The sequence below is a fragment of the Collimonas sp. OK307 genome (assembly GCF_900113705.1).
Lineage (GTDB): Bacteria > Pseudomonadota > Gammaproteobacteria > Burkholderiales > Burkholderiaceae_D > Collimonas.
In genome coordinates this window covers 20,981-35,925 of sequence record NZ_FOQI01000005.1, presented here as the reverse complement: position 1 = coordinate 35,925, position 14,945 = coordinate 20,981, and the positions used below count along the sequence as shown (strand labels likewise).

The following is a 14,945-nucleotide window of genomic DNA, read 5'->3' as shown; positions in this document are numbered from 1 at the left end:
TTGAAAATCATTTTTTACACTATTGCCTGTTGCAGCAATGTCGCCAATAAACGCTCGTACTCCGCCGTGACTTGTGCGCAGCCCGGCAGATAACGGCTTAATGCTTGCCGCTGGCGCGCCAGATAATCTTGCCAACTGCCATCGTGCGTGGCCAGCACTTCGAGCAGTCTTCTACAGCCGTCCTGCACATCATTTCCCTCGTAGTAGTAACCGAGATCGCTGCACATATAAGCGTTATGCAGCAACGGGTAACCTTGCCAGCAGACGTCGAAATAAAAATAATTCAGCGCATTCTCCATCTGATGAGAAATTACCACATCGGTCATCTCGCTCAGGAACTGGGGCGTATCGAAACGCCCCAGGAATACCGCCTTGTGCTGGCGGACGATATCCAGATGATTCATCACTGCGATGAATTCCTTGCTTTCGCGCGCCAGGCGATCGGCATTCGTTACCTGCAAGATTTCGATGTCTTGCGGCCGCTGCCGGTAAGCTTCTTCCGCAATGAATACCGGGTACATGCAGAATTTCACAATATCGTTGTTCGGCTCCATCACGGTCAGCCGCCTGGGGCCGGGGCGCGGACGATATTCACCTTGATGTTCAAAATGGCGGCTACGTTGATTGACGAAAATCGGGTCCCATACAAACGGCACTACCTGCGCTGGCCGGCGGCGCAAAGTCTCGAAATAGGATTGGCTGGTATTCGCTACCTGGGGCACCATCCAGATAGCGTCGTAACGCTGATTGACGAACAGATTGTAGCCCCACATCGGCCGGGAAAATAATACCGATTGCATGACGTTCACGTACTCAACCCCGCAGCAATACGATATCAGGCGGCATCCCTGCGTTTTCAAATAAGCGGTCTGATCGGCATCGACCTGGCCACCCAGTTCAATCAGCACGTCCAGGTTATCCTTCGCTTGCCCGAAGGCCACCGTCGGCCAGCGCGTCTGGTCCCACGGCAAAGCCGCGGTGATGGCTATCGGAGTGGTATTCACCAGATGCACTGAGGCTACGCTCGGGCATTGTTTTAACGCCTCGGCCAGGTACACGGCATTTTGCTTGATGCCGTTAGTCCATAGCGATTCGTTTTCCTGGTGCAAACCGATAGTGATGCCGATACGCAGGCCGCCGATTGAAGGACTCATGTCTTGGATTCAAATCTAAAGTAAGAAATACATTGCCGCCATTATTTACACGTCACTTATGGGCCGGCGCCGGCGTCGCCATGTTGGCCTGCTCGGTCCAGTTGTATTGCACGTAGCGCCGGATAATCAGACAACCTGGCGGTGAATCCACCAGCGAAACCGAACCGCCCGGCTCGGCAGCCGATACATATACCGTGAAAGTTGGCAGCAGAGGTGTGGCGTTATACCCTTTCAATTCGGTGTCGGCAATACTCTTGCATGAATACGGCGCGATGGAAATGCGCTCGGCGGCAACCGAACATGCGCCGCCACCCTGCGGCACGGCAGTGATGGATACCGCCGCGGACGCACCTGCATATTCGATGCCGGTCAGCGAAAAAAACGGGCCGCGATCGGGATGCGCGTGGTCCCAGTCGACCAGCACGTCGTGCGCCCCGGTGCCGTTGATGGCAAGCGCCGACAAACGCGTAATCGCCGGCTGGCACTGCTTGACGCCGACACTGCGCGCGGCTTCAGCCAGCAGGTTTTTCGGCGCGGCGGCGGCAGCCTTGGCGCCAGGCAGGTCAGCTTTCATTTGTCCGTGTGCGACGGACATCATCCAGGATGAAAAAATGAAACAGAGCAATACCCGTAGTACTACCCGTAACACTCGCAATACCCGCCATGGCTGCCGGTATCCGCTTGATGTGCTTGATGCGGTTAAACCTGTTGAATTGCCTTGTTCGGTTGTTTCAAAAATATGTGGTGCAAACTTCATCAGCTGGATCCGTTTTAAATTAAGTGGTGCTTCATGTCCGGAATCCTAGGTAACCGGCGCCGCCTCTGGCACGACAGCAGGTTTGTCGTCAGGCACTGCCGCAGGTTCACTGGCAGGCTCTGCAGCGGGGGTAGCGGGCGCTGAAATCGACGGCGCCACGGCAGGTAATTCCGGTATCGGCGCGGTTGCCGCCGGCGCCGGTTCTATGACAGGATTTGCGGGTACCGGCAACGCCGACGGTACAGGTTCCATTGCAGGCAATTCGGTTTTTGGTGTGTCAGCTACGGGCTCGACAACAGGAGTTGCAGGTGCCGCGACTGCAGGCTCAGTTGCAGGAATTGCCGGTGTCGCAGTGACGGGGCCGACATCAGGGATTGCCGGTGCCGTAACTGCAGGCTCAGCTGCAGGAATTGCCGGCATCGCAGTGACGGGCTCGACAGCAGGAGTTACTGGTGCCGTAACTACCGGCTCAGTTGCGGGAATTGCCGGCGTCGCAGTGACGGGCTCGACAGCAGGAGTAACCGTCGCAGCTGGTGCGGGTGCCACAGGAGTGCCTGCCTTGGCAGCGGCGGCTTCTTGCTCGCGCTTGATCTGCGCCACCAATTTTTTTTCACACTCATCTTCGCTGTCGCACGGAGTGACGAAGTTTTTCCCCTCCCACCAGCCGCGCAATTCATAAGTGCCATTCTCGGTTCTTCTGCCCCTACCTTCGTTCAGCATCTCCTGATATTGCGGATGCGCCGGCGGAAACGTCATGATCCCGTAGCCCAGTTGGCGTCCGCGATGCCACATACCGTTATAAACCGAGCCGTCAACAAAACTGGCCTTGCCCTCGCCTTCCGGCAAGGAATCGATAAACATGCCGTCAATACGATTGCCAGGTTCTTCGACGCCGGTAGTGTGGCCTCGTATTTTCCCTTGCTCCATGTTGCCGGTCAGTTCCGCCACCTGCTTGTTGTTACTAAGCCAGCGTACGGTTCCAGGACCTTGTGCAAAATTATTTTCGCAGCGCCCGCTCCAACGCGCTGTGATGTCACTCGCGATCTCTCCGGAGCTCCAGACTTTACAGCCGTTGGTGGTATCGGCGGCCCAGTGCCTGGGCGCTTCGGCCGCGCCGTTGTTGACCGGATTGCCGATTGGATTGTTCTGGTTGGCTGCAGCGGCCACGGCGGGAACGTTGACTGCCCCTGCCAGTTCGATTGTTGCCAGGAATGCGCTTGTCAAAAAGATGGCGCTCACCCGGCGCCACCGTCGATAGCCGCCTGCCTTGCCGTCGCCGCAGGCCGATCCCCAAACACCTGGTTCTTCCGAATCCCTGACTATTATCGTGTCCATTGGTCGCTATCCATAGTTGAGAAGCGTTGAACAACTTTTCTTGATGCAGTTCTTGCGAACGTTGAAATCAAGCCCGTGGTACAGCTGGCGAACGAACGTATCAAAACAACATTGCATTGCTCATATCTTACGACAAATGCACCTTGAGGAATCTCTTGCCGGACTGCCTCGGCAAGAAAAATTTACAGCGCTATCGCTACGCCACCCTGGGAGCTGATCATCGCCGACAAGGCGGTAAAGAACTCTGAACCGTCGCGCGTATTAACCCAGATATCGCCTTTTTGCTTGTAGTGAAAGCCCCCCGATTTCGCGGCAATCCACAGCTCCTGCATCGGCGCCTGGCTGTTGACGATAATCTTGCTGCCATTGTCGACGAACTCGATCTCCAGCACATTACCGCTGCGGCTGCACTCTACGTCCAGATCGGTATTATCTGCCGCCTGCTCCAGCGCCGTCTCGATCTTGCCTAAGGCAGCCTCTGCCGCGGCCAGGAATTCTGATTCTGTCATGCTACACTCCAATCCGTTTCGTTAAACTGTGATTCTAATCCGTGAAACCCATTTTTGATTTGTCGCGCATCACCATGATCGCCATGATTCCGGTTACGCTCAGCCTGGCGGCATGCGGCCAAAAAGGCCCGCTGTTCATGCCGGCCAAGCTACCGCCGCCTGTCGTTAGAACTGCGCCAGCGCCTGTCCAGCCAAATGTTGCCCCTGAGACATTCAGCGAATCAGCCGATCCAGCGGCCGCGGCGCAACCGAAAACCATAGCCACTCCAACAACACCTGCACCCAAATAAGCTGCCCTATGTCGTATTTTTCATACAAGAATGGCGTCCTGCACGCTGAAAACGTCGCGCTTAGCGCTATTTCGCAGCAATTTGGCAGCCCCACTTACGTCTATTCCAAAGCCGCACTGGTCGCCAATTTTTCAGCTTACGCCGATGCTTGCAAACAACATAGCCGCGAACCGGATGGCACGCTGATATGTTATTCGGTCAAATCCAATTCCAACCTGGCCGTGCTGCAATTGCTGGGCCAGCTTGGTTCTGGTTTCGATATCGTCTCGGGAGGCGAATTATTGCGTGTAATCGCTGCCGGTGGCGATCCCGCCAAGATAATTTTTTCCGGCGTCGGTAAATCGCGTGAAGAAATGCGCCTGGCCTTGTCGCATGACATTCTTTGCTTCAACGTTGAGTCTATCCCGGAGCTGCATCGCCTGAACGAAGTTGCCGGCGCCATGGGTAAGCGCGCCGCCATTTCGCTCCGCGTTAATCCCAACGTCGATGCCAAAACCCATCCTTACATCTCTACCGGCCTCAAGGAAAACAAATTCGGGGTGGCATATGAGGATGCCCTGTCCTGCTACCGGACCGCTGCCGCGCTACCGCATATCGATGTAGCGGGGATTGATTGCCATATCGGTTCGCAGTTGCTGGACGACGCACCCATGCTGGAAGCATTGGACAAGTTGATTGAACTGATCGACCAGTTGGCGAGCGAAGGCATCCACTTGCATCACCTGGATATCGGCGGCGGCATCGGCATTACCTACGACGACGAAAAGCCTGTTGCCATCGGTGATTACCTGGGCCGTTTGTTTGCCCGTATCGACACCTGGCGCCAGCAAAAATACCAAGGCGTGCCGATCAAGGTGATGTTTGAGCCGGGCCGTTCAATTGTCGGCAATGCCGGTATTCTGCTCACCGAGGTCCAGTATCTGAAACATTCGGAAGCGAAGAATTTTGCGGTGGTCGATGCCGCCATGAATGATTTGATGCGGCCGGCAATGTACCAAGCCTGGCACGGCGTACAAACTGTCATCCAACGGGATGCCGCTGCCCAGGTTTATGACGTGGTCGGCCCGGTGTGCGAGTCGGGCGACTGGCTGGCGCGTTCCCGTTCGCTGTCGATCGAGGCAGGTGATTTGCTGGCGCTGATGTCAGCCGGCGCTTACGGCATGACGATGGCTTCCAACTACAACACGCGCGGTCGCGCCGCTGAAGTAATGGTGGACGGTGCGCAAGTGCATCTGATCCGTCAACGCGAAAATCCAGCTGATCTGTTTGCCCTGGAATCACTCATATCGCCGTAACCAACAAAAACAGGAGGACCATGCGACAGATCTTGCTCACCGCCATATCTTCCTGTTTTCTGATGCAGGCCGCCCATGCCAACCATCCGCTGGTGACCGACGACACCGGCACCCAGGATAGCGGCAATCATCAAGTCGAACTGAACACGGACTGGCTGCGACAGAATGATGTTCACAGCCACGTCATGAATTTCACGTACAGCTACGGCTTGCTGAAAAATCTCGATATCTATGTCAATCCGCCCGCGACCCTGTCGCAACCTTCGGGCATCAATGACATTGCATTGGGTGTGAAATGGCGGCTACTCGAACACAACGATTTTAGTCTCGGCGTGAAGCCTGAGATAACATTCCCAAGCGGCGATCCCAACCGCGGCCTGGGGCGTGGCGCCACCAGCATGTCGCTGACGCTGATCAGCAGCTATCAAAGCGGCGACTGGGCTTTCAGCGGCAACCTGGCCGCGTATTACAACCGGTATCGCCTGGCGAGTGACCAGCAAGCCAACCGCACCGTACAGTGGCGTTTATCGGCTTATGCGCTGTATGAGCTTAACCCCAAGTTGAGCCTGGCCCTGGACGGCGGCATCCTGAGCAACACCGAACGCGCCAGCGATACCAGCGGCGACCTTCATTCGAGTAGCAATCCGGGTTATATCCTGACCGGAATAGTCTATTCGCCGACACCGAATCTCGACCTCGACCTGGGACTGAAATTCGGCATCGGCTGCGGTCCATGCGCAGCCCAAACCCATCGTCAGGTTGGTGTCGGTGTGACCTGGCGCTTTTGAACGGCGGCACGCGATCTTGCAGCGCCGTCGCCGCGATTACGCCAGGCGAAGTAGACCCGCACCAGCAGCAGTGCTGCGACGAGTGAGCCAAACAGAATCGGCTTTTCAAAATTATGCTTGCCGGCGCGCATCCACCAGAAATGCAAGATACCCAGCATCGCAATGGCATACAGGCTGCGATGCAGCCATTGCCAGCGCTTGCCGCCGAGGCGGCGGATCATGCCATTGGTGCTGGTCAGCGCCAGCGGTATCAGCAAGATGAAAGCGATGAAACCGACAGTGATGAACGGGCGTTTGACTACGTCTTTGAGCATCTCCGCAACATCGAAGAAATGATCAAACCAGAGAAATGTCGTGAAATGCAGGCTGGCATAAAAGAAGGCGAACAAACCCAGCATGCGGCGTAACTTGATGAGCCAGTTCCAGTTGGTGAAACGTCGCAACGGCGTTACGGCCAAGGTGATGCAGAGAAAATAAAGCGTCCAGTCGCCGCTGCTGCGCGTGATGAATTCGATCGGGTTGGCCCCCAGCCGATCGGTAAAGCCGAACAGCAGCAACCGCGCGGCCGGCAGCAAGGCCAGCGCAAACAGGGCTACTTTAATGAACTTGAATTGTCTCGGTGTCGGAGTGAACATGCTGCGTATTCCAGATCTAGAAGTACTTCTTCAAGTCCATGCCCCTGTACAGCGGGGCGACCTCGTTGTAGCCGTTGAACATCAAGGTCTTGCGCTTCTTGGTGAAGAAGCCGTCTTCGCCGATGCGGCGTTCAGTCGCCTGCGACCAGCGCGGATGATCGACGTCCGGATTCACATTCGAATAAAACCCGTACTCGCGCGCCGCCGTAATATTCCATGCCGTCCGCGGCTGATCCTTGACGAAGCGGATCTTGACGATCGACTTGGCGGATTTGAAACCGTATTTCCAGGGCAGCACCATGCGCACCGGCGCTCCGCTTTGATTCGGTAATACCTGGCCGTACATGCCCACCGTCAGCAACGCCAGCGGATGCATTGCTTCATCCATGCGCAAGCCCTCGACATACGGCCATTCCAGTACCGGACTGCGCAAACCGGGCATCTGGCGGTTATCGGCGAGGGTCGTGAATTCTACGTATTTGGCGTTGCCGGTCGGCTCCACTTTCTTGATCAGCTCTGACAAGGAATAACCAATCCAGGGAATCACCATCGACCACCCTTCAACGCAGCGCAGGCGATAGATACGTTCTTCCAGCGGCGCCAGTTTCAGCAGGCTGTCGATATCCAGCGTCATCGGCTTCTTGACTTCACCTTCGATCGCTATCGTCCAGGGCCGCGTCTTGAGGCTGCCGGCGTTTTCGGCGGGATCGGATTTTTCGGTGCCGAACTCGTAAAAATTATTGTAGGTGATGGCGTCCTTATAGGGCGTCGCCTGGTCCATCACGACATAAGCCGGGTTGGCCTTTGCCGCGAGTTTCTGCCCGCTGCCCGCTTGAGCGAAGGCATCGCCGGTCGTCAGTTCCAGCAATGAACCCGCGCCGACTGCGCCTACGGCAATTTGCCTGATAAAGCTGCGGCGGGATTCAAATATTTCTTGCGGAGTAATTTCGGAAGCGAACGGCAGATCGATTCCATTGGGGCGGCGATACAGCGGCATGCGGCTCTCCTGTGAGGTAGATAGAACTAATCCCTTAGTCGCTCAGGATGACGATTCCTTACGGGACCGCAGAAAAATCGCCGCAGTTTTTATCCGGCGATATTGATATGGTCGTGCAGCTCCGCCAATCGGGAAATAATTTTTGCCTGCGCGGGAAATTGCGCGTCAACCTGCTCAGGCTGCAACGCAAATACCTGCATGCCGGCAGCAACACCGGCTTGCACGCCGGGCAGGCTATCTTCGACTACAGCGCAACGGGAAGGTTCGACACCCATGGTTTTGGCGGCATGCAGGAACAGGTCCGGCGCCGGCTTCCACGAAGAGACTTCGTAGGCGCTGAAGATCCGGCCTTCGAAATAAGGCCACAGGCCGGTGACGCTAAGCGATACTTTAATCTGGTGCAATGGTCCGTTGGACGCCATGCAAAACGGCACCTTGAGCGATTTCACCAGCTCCAGCGCACCTTCGATCGGTTGCAGGCGCTGGTGCAAAACGGGAGCGATGCGGTCGCGCAGGACCTTGGTGAAATCAGCCGGCAAAGCCCGGCCGAACATCTGTTCCAGTTCAGTCACGCAATCTGCCATCTTGCCGCCCTTGAAGCGCGACAGTGCTTCTTCGGCTGACAACGGCATGCCCAGCTCTGCCAGATAAGCGACCATCACATCGGTGGCGACAGTTTCACTATCAACCAACGTGCCGTCGCAATCGAAAATCACCAAATCTACTGGAACCAGGCCTGCAGCTGCCATCGCTTCTGCCATCGCTTTTGTCATCAGTCTACAGCTCTCCGTAAGAATGCAGGCCCGACAGGAACATGTTGACGCCGAGGAAAGCAAACGTCGTCACCAGCAAGCCGATCAGCGCCCACCATGCCCCGACCCGTCCGCGCAATCCCTTCATCAGGCGCATATGCAGCCACGCCGCGTAGTTGAGCCAGACGATCAGCGCCCAGGTTTCCTTCGGATCCCATGACCAGTAGCCGCCCCACGCTTCTGCTGCCCACAGCGCGCCGAGAATGGTGGCGATGGTGAAGAAGGTGAAGCCGACGGCGATCGCCTTGTACATCACATCATCCAGTACTTCCAGCGTCGGCAGGCGATCAACCAGGTAGCCATGCGATTTCAGCAGATACGCTACCGCCACCATCGCCGACAACGCAAACGTGCCGTAGCCGATGAAGTTGGCCGGCACATGGATCTTCATCCACCAGCTTTGCAGCGCCGGCACCAGCGGCTGGATTTCAGCAGCGTCGCGCGACACCATGTACCACAGCAGGAATCCGACCGCAGCCGAGATCACCAGCAACACGAAAGCGCCGAGCTGGCGGGTACGGTAGTGGTGTTCGTAGTACAGGTAGAACAGGGCCGTAATCAGGCTGAACAGCACGAATACTTCATACAGGTTGGAAATAGGGATATGACCGATATCGGCGCCGATCAGGTACGACTCGTACCAGCGCACCAGCATGCCGGTGAAGCCCATCACCACCGCAGCCCAGCACAGCTTGGAACCGATCGATGCGCCAAAATCGGAGCGCGTGATCAAGCCGCCCCAGAAGAACAAGGTCGACAGGAAAAACAGCGTGCTCATCCACAGGATCGCGGACTGGCTGGAAAGCAGGTACTTGAGGAAAAATTTCTGGTTCGACATATCCAGCACGCCGCCATACATGGCGATTGCCGACAGCGACAGCACGGCCAGCAAAGCCATCAGCCAGCGCACCGATTTCCAGTGCCAGCCGAGCCAGGAAAAAGTCGGCGCAGCTAACAGCAGCACGCCTTTTTCGTAATAGTCCATGTGGCTGCCATAGCGGTTCAGGGCGAACAGCGACGCGGCGAACAGCGCGATGGCAAACAGCCAGTCGATCGCGGACAGGCGCTTGATAAAGCTGGTAGGGGGGGAATACGTTTGCGACAGTTCCATCATCATCTCCATGTCGTTCCGCTACTGCGCCGGAGGCGCAACGGAACGCTTGCTTTGCTTGCCTTGCAGTACGGCCGTGAATCTATGCTTCCGTCTGCTTTAATTGTGTTTTCAACACTTCAAATTCTTTTTCAAAGTCCATCGTCTTGCGCTGCGAACTCATCGCCATCAGCGCATGCGACTGGCCTTCTGCATCCTTGTCCGGGCGGATCCAGACCCACAACCGGCGCTCACGCACATACAACATCGAAAACACGCCCAGCACCAGTAACAGGCAACCCAGATACACCACCTTCTTGCCCGGTGAACGCGTGACCTGGAATACCGAAGCCTTGATCTCGTCAAAACCGGTCATTTGCAGATATACAGGCGCATTATAGAAGCTTGCATCCGACAGTGCATTGGTACTCAATTGCAAGAAGCGGGCACGCTTGTCATCGGCTGGCAGATCCTTCAATCCGTCTTTCTCACGTGCAACCTGCCACAGGTCCCACATACTGCCGTTCAGGATCTTCATGAAGATGTCTGCCGCCTTTTCCTGCTCCTGCGCCGGTACTTGCTCCAGAAATTTGGAAATTGCCATGTATCCAGCCTCACCTCCGGCTGTTCCGGCAGCTTCCTTACCGTCGCCCGCAAACAAGGACAAGCCACGCAAGGCCGACTGCTCCAGCTGGACGCGCAAGACGGCGATGCCTTCGCGGCTTTCGGGAATCGCGCGTTGCGCGTAGCGATGTGCCGCTGCCGCGCGCAATTCCGGATTCAGCAGGGCCGCCCGCATGCGCATCCACTCTTGCACCGAATCGTCGTCGTCGGCGGGAATCCGCAAATAACGGAACGGCTCGTCTGGCGTATCGCGCACCCCGGCCAGGAATACGTAGGCATCGTCGACCTTGATCGATTGCATGTAATTGCTGAACTCGCGAGCCTGGCCGGTCTTGTCGCGCAATTTATATTGCACGCTAGGACCGACATTCTTCAAATCTTTCTTGTTGGCACTTTTTGCCGCATTACCAAGATGATTGCTCAAATCGTCGCTCAAGCGTTGATTGAGGCTCCTGGTCTTTGTCACTGCACGCAAATCGTCACCCGATTGCGCCATATTCTCCACGTTAAACGGGCGGAAACCAGACCATTCAATCGTATAGTCGGTATTACCGTTATTCGCTAATGCGGGGTTGGCTAACGGCGTGGTGCCGTTGACTTCGCCCTTCACCGGAAAGCTGGTTTCGCTGCTGCCGGCCATTGGATAGGCCGTCAGCTTGAGTTTGCTGCCGCCGTCCTCAAAACTCGATTGATAGACCGCGATGCCTTTGTAAATCAGCGGTTGGTTAACCTTGATGGTTGCCGGGAAAGTATGACCGTCGGCGTTATCCCGGATCACGACTTCACTGGCGAACAGCTTCGGCATGCCGGTGCTATAAAAATCGATAATGAATTTTTTCAGCTGGATCGTGAACGGCAAGTCCTGGATCATCACGCCGTCTTTTTGCGGAATGATGGCGGTGCTGCTGGCGGAGCCTTCGGGAATCAGGGTATTGCCGCGGAAGGTAGGATTGCCCAGTCCCAAACGATGCTCTTCCTGGATGTCGGCGATGATGCCGTTGCCGTTAAACGGCGTTTTGCCATAGAACCATTGCTGCGCGCGGATCGGCATGTCAGAGTCCAGCAGACCGCCGACGCAGATGATCACGATCGCGCTATGGGCGAAGATATAGCCCCATTTATTGGCGGCGCCTTGCTTGGCTGTAATCAGGGTGGCATCGTCTTTGGCCACCAGCTTGGTCTTGTAGCCCCTGGCGGCAATCCGTGCCACCAATTGCTGCGTCAGCACAGCGGGCGCCGTAGCTGATCTCCACTCGGCCTTGTGATGGAAATTGCGCAACGATTGTTCGCGCACATTTTCGCGCCAGCTGCGCATGTCCTTCAACATCTTCGGCGCATTGCGGGCGATGCACAATGAAGTCGAAATCACCAGGAACGTCATGATCAGCAAAAACCACCAGGACGAATACACTGCGTACAAACTCAGCTTGCCGAATACTTCAAACCAGAACGGACCGAACTGGTTGACGTAGTTCGGCATCGGTTCGTTTTGCTTGAGCACCGTGCCGATCACGGAGGCGATGGCGATAATCGTCAGCAAGCTGATGGCGAACCGCATCGATGACAATAATTCAACGGCATCCGCCAGCCAGCGCCGGCTGGTTTTCAGCTGTATGCCGGCCGTCGTAATTTCGCCGTCCTTGATTTCGTCGTTACTTTTGCTCATAGCCAATTCATCTTTTTGAAAAGAAAAAGGGGTGGCCTAGGCCACCCCTGAATTCATGTTTTATTATTATTATTTTTACTTCAGGCCGGCGATGTAGTCAGCTACCGCTTTGATTTCATCATCAGACATGCGCTTGGCGATTGTCGTCATCATCGGGCCGTTCTTGCGAACGCCGTCGCGGAAATTGGTCAGCTCAGCCACGGTGTAGTCCTGATGCTGGCCGCCGATGCGCGGAAACTGGGCCGGAATGCCGGCGCCGTTCGGGCTATGGCAACCGGCACAGGCCGGGACGCTCTTTTCGGCAATCCCGCCGCGATAAATCTTTTTGCCCAGATCCAGCGTATCCTTATTCTTGGCAGCACCCGGTTTGGCCGGTTGCGCATCAAGATAAGCGGCGATGTTTTTCATTTCATCGTCGGTCAACAGCTTGGCCAGTGGCGACATGATCGGATTATTCCGGTCGGCGCCTTGGAAATTGGTCAATTGCTTGTGGATGTATGCAGAGTGCTGGCCGCCCAGTTTCGGGTTGGTGCTGATGGTTGAAGCACCGGCTGCACCGTGGCAAGAGACGCAAGCGGTAATGTTGCGCGCTGCGTCGCCATTGGTATACAGTGCTTCGCCCTTGGCTGGATCCGCTTTGGCAGGCCCGGCGGTTGGCGCATCCGAGGCATAGGCCACGGAGGAAAATGCTAGCACTGCAACGAAGAAAGATGTCACTACTGGAAAAAACGCACGGTTCATTCAAACACCCTGAGACTTGATTTTAGAATTCGGTGGCGACGAAGCTGACCGGCTGAGCACCAGCAATTGATCGCCTGGCTCCCAAAGGCTATCGATTGCGTATAAGGCAAAGCTAAGCAGAACAGCAGTACATAACCCCTTATTGTACAATAGCTTTCCGGCATTTTTGCCCCCCTTACTGCATTTTCTGCTCAACACATGTCCCTACTTTGGCAAGCCCGCTTCTTTACTACGGTTAATCATCTTCGAGACTTGCCAACTTTGCAAGTCCCCGAGATCGCTTTTGCCGGCCGTTCCAACGCCGGCAAATCGACCGCCATCAACCTTTTGTGCAATCAGAAAAAGCTGGCTTTCGCGTCTAAAACACCCGGCCGCACCCAGCATATCAACTACTTTTCCATAGGCGGCGCCCACGTCGCCCAGCATCGCAAGGACGAGACCAAGATCGACGAAATTCGCGCCTTGCTGGTCGACTTGCCCGGTTACGGCTATGCTGAAGTGTCCGGTTCGGCCAAGCTGCACTGGCAGCAATTGCTTGGCGATTACGTACGCCGCCGCCAGCAGCTGGCCGCGCTGGTCCTGATCGTCGACTCGCGCCGCCCGTTCACGGAACTCGATGTCCAGATGGTGGAGTGGTTTGCGCCTACCGGTAAGCCGATTCATTGCATCTTGAGCAAATCCGACAAGCTCAACCGCAATGACGCAACCAACGCCCTGCGCCAGGCGCGCACGTTCCTGGCGAGTTACGTCGATGAAAACAATCAGCAACTGCCGTTTACCGCGCAACTGTTTTCTGCGCTGAACCGCAGCGGGCTGGAAGAAGCCAATGATCGTATTCTGGAGTTGGCTGGCCTGACAAGCGTGGCCGGTAGTGCAGCTGATTCATCTGGCGCCGCTGATGAAGGCGACGACGAAGAGCAAGTTTAGTAATTAACTAAACATAAAACTAAACATAAAAAAGCCCTGGAGAAAGGGGAATATCTCCAGGGCGTAATGCCTTATCACCAAAAGCGATACGGCCCCGCTCAGGGAGGGAAGCGGGAGGCGAATGATGCACCTATTGCTAGGAGAAGGACTAGGCCGAAAAAGTTCACGATTTTTTTACTTTTCAGCGAAAATATTAGCGATGCGGGAAAAAATCGCTCTCCACTCACCTGATATCTCAAAGACCGACATGCCACATTCTCAGAAAACTGCTCAATTCCCAGCCATCCGCATGCGCCGTATGCGCAAAGATGCATTCTCGCGCGCAATGATGCGGGAAAACACCGTCACCACCGCCGATCTGATTTATCCGGTATTTGTACTGGACGGCAAGCATCAGCGCGAAAAAGTAAGTTCAATGCCGGGAGTTGAACGCTTGTCGATTGATTTGCTGTTGAATGTGGCAGAAGAATGCGTGGCGCTGGGGATCCCGGTCATAGCGTTATTTCCGGTCATCAACCCATCGCTGAAAACCCCTGACGGCATTGAAGCCACCAACCCGCAAGGATTGATCCCGCGTGCGGTACGCGAGCTGAAACAGCGTTTCCCTGAACTCGGCATCCTGACCGATGTCGCCCTGGATCCTTACACCAGCCACGGCCAGGACGGCGTGCTGAACGCCGACGGCTACGTGCTGAATGATGAAACCTGCACCATCCTGGTCAAGCAAGCCCTGACCCAGGCCGAAGCGGGGGTGGACATCGTGGCGCCATCCGACATGATGGATGGCCGCATCGGCGCGATCCGCAACGCGCTGGAAGCGCATCACCATATCTACACCCGCATCATGGCGTATTCCGCCAAGTATGCCTCGGCTTTTTATGGCCCGTTCCGCGACGCTGTCGGTTCTTCCGCAACGCTGGGCAAGAGCAATAAAAGCACCTACCAGATGGACCCGGCCAACAGCAACGAGGCACTGCATGAAGTCGCGCTGGATCTGGCCGAAGGCGCCGACATGGTGATGGTGAAACCGGGCATGCCTTATCTGGATATCGTGCGCCGCGTGAAAGACGAATTCAAAGTCCCGACCTTTGCCTATCAGGTCAGCGGCGAATACGCGATGATCAAGGCGGCGGCTCAAAATGGCTGGCTCGATCATGACAAGACCATGATGGAAGCCATGATGGCTTTCAAGCGCGCCGGAGCAGACGGCGTGCTGACCTATTTCGCGCTGGATATTGCCCGTCACCTGAAAAAGGGCTGAAAGACCGTTCAGGCGCCTGGGGCGCTTTGTTTGCCCGTGGTTTACTATTTTCTAGACACCGCTC

16 protein-coding genes are annotated in these 14,945 nt (G+C 55.9%); 6 read left to right on the top strand and 10 right to left on the bottom strand.

The window, feature by feature from the left end; all coding sequences use genetic code 11:
* Window positions 1-14: 14 nt before the first annotated feature.
* Window positions 15-1,154, bottom strand: a complete 1,140-nt coding sequence (locus BM205_RS08575; RefSeq protein ID WP_092414088.1) for a DUF2827 domain-containing protein — start codon at window positions 1,152-1,154, stop codon at window positions 15-17.
* 52 nt (window positions 1,155-1,206) lie between these two features.
* Window positions 1,207-1,728, bottom strand: a complete 522-nt coding sequence (locus tag BM205_RS08570) for a hypothetical protein (RefSeq protein ID WP_254783808.1) — start codon at window positions 1,726-1,728, stop codon at window positions 1,207-1,209.
* 37 nt (window positions 1,729-1,765) lie between these two features.
* On the opposite strand from BM205_RS08570, the gene BM205_RS24550 reads away from it, so the two are divergent.
* Window positions 1,766-1,960, top strand: coding sequence for a hypothetical protein (locus tag BM205_RS24550; RefSeq protein ID WP_254783807.1), 195 nt, complete (start codon window positions 1,766-1,768; stop codon window positions 1,958-1,960).
* Here the strand turns inward: BM205_RS24550 and BM205_RS08565 are convergent.
* Complete coding sequence (locus BM205_RS08565; protein ID WP_092414086.1) at window positions 1,957-3,246, bottom strand: MORN repeat-containing protein; 1,290 nt, start codon at window positions 3,244-3,246, stop codon at window positions 1,957-1,959. The two genes, BM205_RS24550 and BM205_RS08565, sit on opposite strands and share 4 nt — an antisense overlap.
* Before the next feature lie 182 nt (window positions 3,247-3,428).
* On the bottom strand, window positions 3,429-3,755 hold the full coding sequence (gene cyaY, locus BM205_RS08560) for an iron donor protein CyaY (RefSeq protein ID WP_092414085.1): 327 nt from the start codon (window positions 3,753-3,755) through the stop codon (window positions 3,429-3,431).
* 41 nt (window positions 3,756-3,796) lie between these two features.
* Between cyaY and BM205_RS08555 the strand changes: the two genes are divergently transcribed.
* The 3 genes from BM205_RS08555 to BM205_RS08545 are packed head-to-tail and all read left to right on the top strand — an operon-like array spanning window position 3,797 to window position 6,128.
* Window positions 3,797-4,045 carry an LPS translocon maturation chaperone LptM gene (locus tag BM205_RS08555; RefSeq protein ID WP_092414084.1) on the top strand — a complete coding sequence of 83 codons (249 nt, stop codon included), beginning with the start codon at window positions 3,797-3,799 and terminating at the stop codon, window positions 4,043-4,045.
* Between the two features lie 8 nt (window positions 4,046-4,053).
* On the top strand, window positions 4,054-5,340 hold the full coding sequence (gene lysA, locus BM205_RS08550) for a diaminopimelate decarboxylase (RefSeq protein WP_092414083.1): 1,287 nt from the start codon (window positions 4,054-4,056) through the stop codon (window positions 5,338-5,340).
* 20 nt (window positions 5,341-5,360) lie between these two features.
* Window positions 5,361-6,128 carry a transporter gene (locus BM205_RS08545; RefSeq protein WP_092414082.1) on the top strand — a complete coding sequence of 256 codons (768 nt, stop codon included), beginning with the start codon at window positions 5,361-5,363 and terminating at the stop codon, window positions 6,126-6,128.
* Here the strand turns inward: BM205_RS08545 and BM205_RS08540 are convergent.
* The 6 genes from BM205_RS08540 to BM205_RS08515 form a co-directional block, all read right to left on the bottom strand.
* Complete coding sequence (locus tag BM205_RS08540) at window positions 6,095-6,763, bottom strand: protein-methionine-sulfoxide reductase heme-binding subunit MsrQ (protein WP_092414081.1); 669 nt, start codon at window positions 6,761-6,763, stop codon at window positions 6,095-6,097. The genes BM205_RS08545 and BM205_RS08540 overlap by 34 nt on opposite strands.
* A 16-nt stretch (window positions 6,764-6,779) precedes the next feature.
* Window positions 6,780-7,760 (bottom strand): protein-methionine-sulfoxide reductase catalytic subunit MsrP, encoded by a 981-nt coding sequence (gene msrP, locus BM205_RS08535; protein WP_092414080.1) that lies wholly within the window; start codon window positions 7,758-7,760, stop codon window positions 6,780-6,782.
* Between the two features lie 89 nt (window positions 7,761-7,849).
* Window positions 7,850-8,533 (bottom strand): HAD family hydrolase, encoded by a 684-nt coding sequence (locus BM205_RS08530; RefSeq protein ID WP_254783805.1) that lies wholly within the window; start codon window positions 8,531-8,533, stop codon window positions 7,850-7,852.
* Between the two features lie 4 nt (window positions 8,534-8,537).
* Entirely contained in the window at window positions 8,538-9,683 is a 1,146-nt protein-coding gene (gene ccsB / locus BM205_RS08525; RefSeq protein WP_371326473.1) for a c-type cytochrome biogenesis protein CcsB, read from the bottom strand.
* An 82-nt stretch (window positions 9,684-9,765) separates the two neighbouring features.
* Entirely contained in the window at window positions 9,766-11,952 is a 2,187-nt protein-coding gene (locus tag BM205_RS08520; RefSeq protein ID WP_092414078.1) for a cytochrome c biogenesis protein ResB, read from the bottom strand.
* Between the two features lie 75 nt (window positions 11,953-12,027).
* Complete coding sequence (locus BM205_RS08515; protein WP_092414077.1) at window positions 12,028-12,693, bottom strand: c-type cytochrome; 666 nt, start codon at window positions 12,691-12,693, stop codon at window positions 12,028-12,030.
* A 198-nt stretch (window positions 12,694-12,891) separates the two neighbouring features.
* On the opposite strand from BM205_RS08515, the gene yihA reads away from it, so the two are divergent.
* Together yihA and hemB are read left to right on the top strand one after the other, a co-directional pair.
* Entirely contained in the window at window positions 12,892-13,620 is a 729-nt protein-coding gene (gene yihA / locus BM205_RS08510; protein WP_092414076.1) for a ribosome biogenesis GTP-binding protein YihA/YsxC, read from the top strand.
* A 247-nt stretch (window positions 13,621-13,867) separates the two neighbouring features.
* A complete protein-coding gene (hemB, locus tag BM205_RS08505; RefSeq protein ID WP_175511213.1) occupies window positions 13,868-14,881 on the top strand; it encodes a porphobilinogen synthase in 1,014 nt (337 codons plus the stop codon).
* Window positions 14,882-14,945 lie beyond the last annotated feature (64 nt).

What these genes read in the sequence shown, in the direction of transcription:
- BM205_RS08575 (WP_092414088.1), bottom strand. Translation starts at nt 1,154, where the DNA reads ATGAGTCCTTCAATCGGCGGCCTGCGTATCGGCATCACTATCGGTTTG.
- BM205_RS08570 (WP_254783808.1), bottom strand. Translation starts at nt 1,728, where the DNA reads ATGAAAGCTGACCTGCCTGGCGCCAAGGCTGCCGCCGCCGCGCCGAAA.
- BM205_RS24550 (WP_254783807.1), top strand. Translation starts at nt 1,766, where the DNA reads ATGAAACAGAGCAATACCCGTAGTACTACCCGTAACACTCGCAATACC.
- BM205_RS08565 (WP_092414086.1), bottom strand. Translation starts at nt 3,246, where the DNA reads ATGGACACGATAATAGTCAGGGATTCGGAAGAACCAGGTGTTTGGGGA.
- cyaY (WP_092414085.1), bottom strand. Translation starts at nt 3,755, where the DNA reads ATGACAGAATCAGAATTCCTGGCCGCGGCAGAGGCTGCCTTAGGCAAG.
- lysA (WP_092414083.1), top strand. Translation starts at nt 4,054, where the DNA reads ATGTCGTATTTTTCATACAAGAATGGCGTCCTGCACGCTGAAAACGTC.
- BM205_RS08545 (WP_092414082.1), top strand. Translation starts at nt 5,361, where the DNA reads ATGCGACAGATCTTGCTCACCGCCATATCTTCCTGTTTTCTGATGCAG.
- BM205_RS08540 (WP_092414081.1), bottom strand. Translation starts at nt 6,763, where the DNA reads ATGTTCACTCCGACACCGAGACAATTCAAGTTCATTAAAGTAGCCCTG.
- msrP (WP_092414080.1), bottom strand. Translation starts at nt 7,760, where the DNA reads ATGCCGCTGTATCGCCGCCCCAATGGAATCGATCTGCCGTTCGCTTCC.
- BM205_RS08530 (WP_254783805.1), bottom strand. Translation starts at nt 8,533, where the DNA reads ATGACAAAAGCGATGGCAGAAGCGATGGCAGCTGCAGGCCTGGTTCCA.
- ccsB (WP_371326473.1), bottom strand. Translation starts at nt 9,683, where the DNA reads ATGGAACTGTCGCAAACGTATTCCCCCCCTACCAGCTTTATCAAGCGC.
- BM205_RS08520 (WP_092414078.1), bottom strand. Translation starts at nt 11,952, where the DNA reads ATGAGCAAAAGTAACGACGAAATCAAGGACGGCGAAATTACGACGGCC.
- BM205_RS08515 (WP_092414077.1), bottom strand. Translation starts at nt 12,693, where the DNA reads ATGAACCGTGCGTTTTTTCCAGTAGTGACATCTTTCTTCGTTGCAGTG.
- yihA (WP_092414076.1), top strand. Translation starts at nt 12,892, where the DNA reads ATGTCCCTACTTTGGCAAGCCCGCTTCTTTACTACGGTTAATCATCTT.
- hemB (WP_175511213.1), top strand. Translation starts at nt 13,868, where the DNA reads ATGCCACATTCTCAGAAAACTGCTCAATTCCCAGCCATCCGCATGCGC.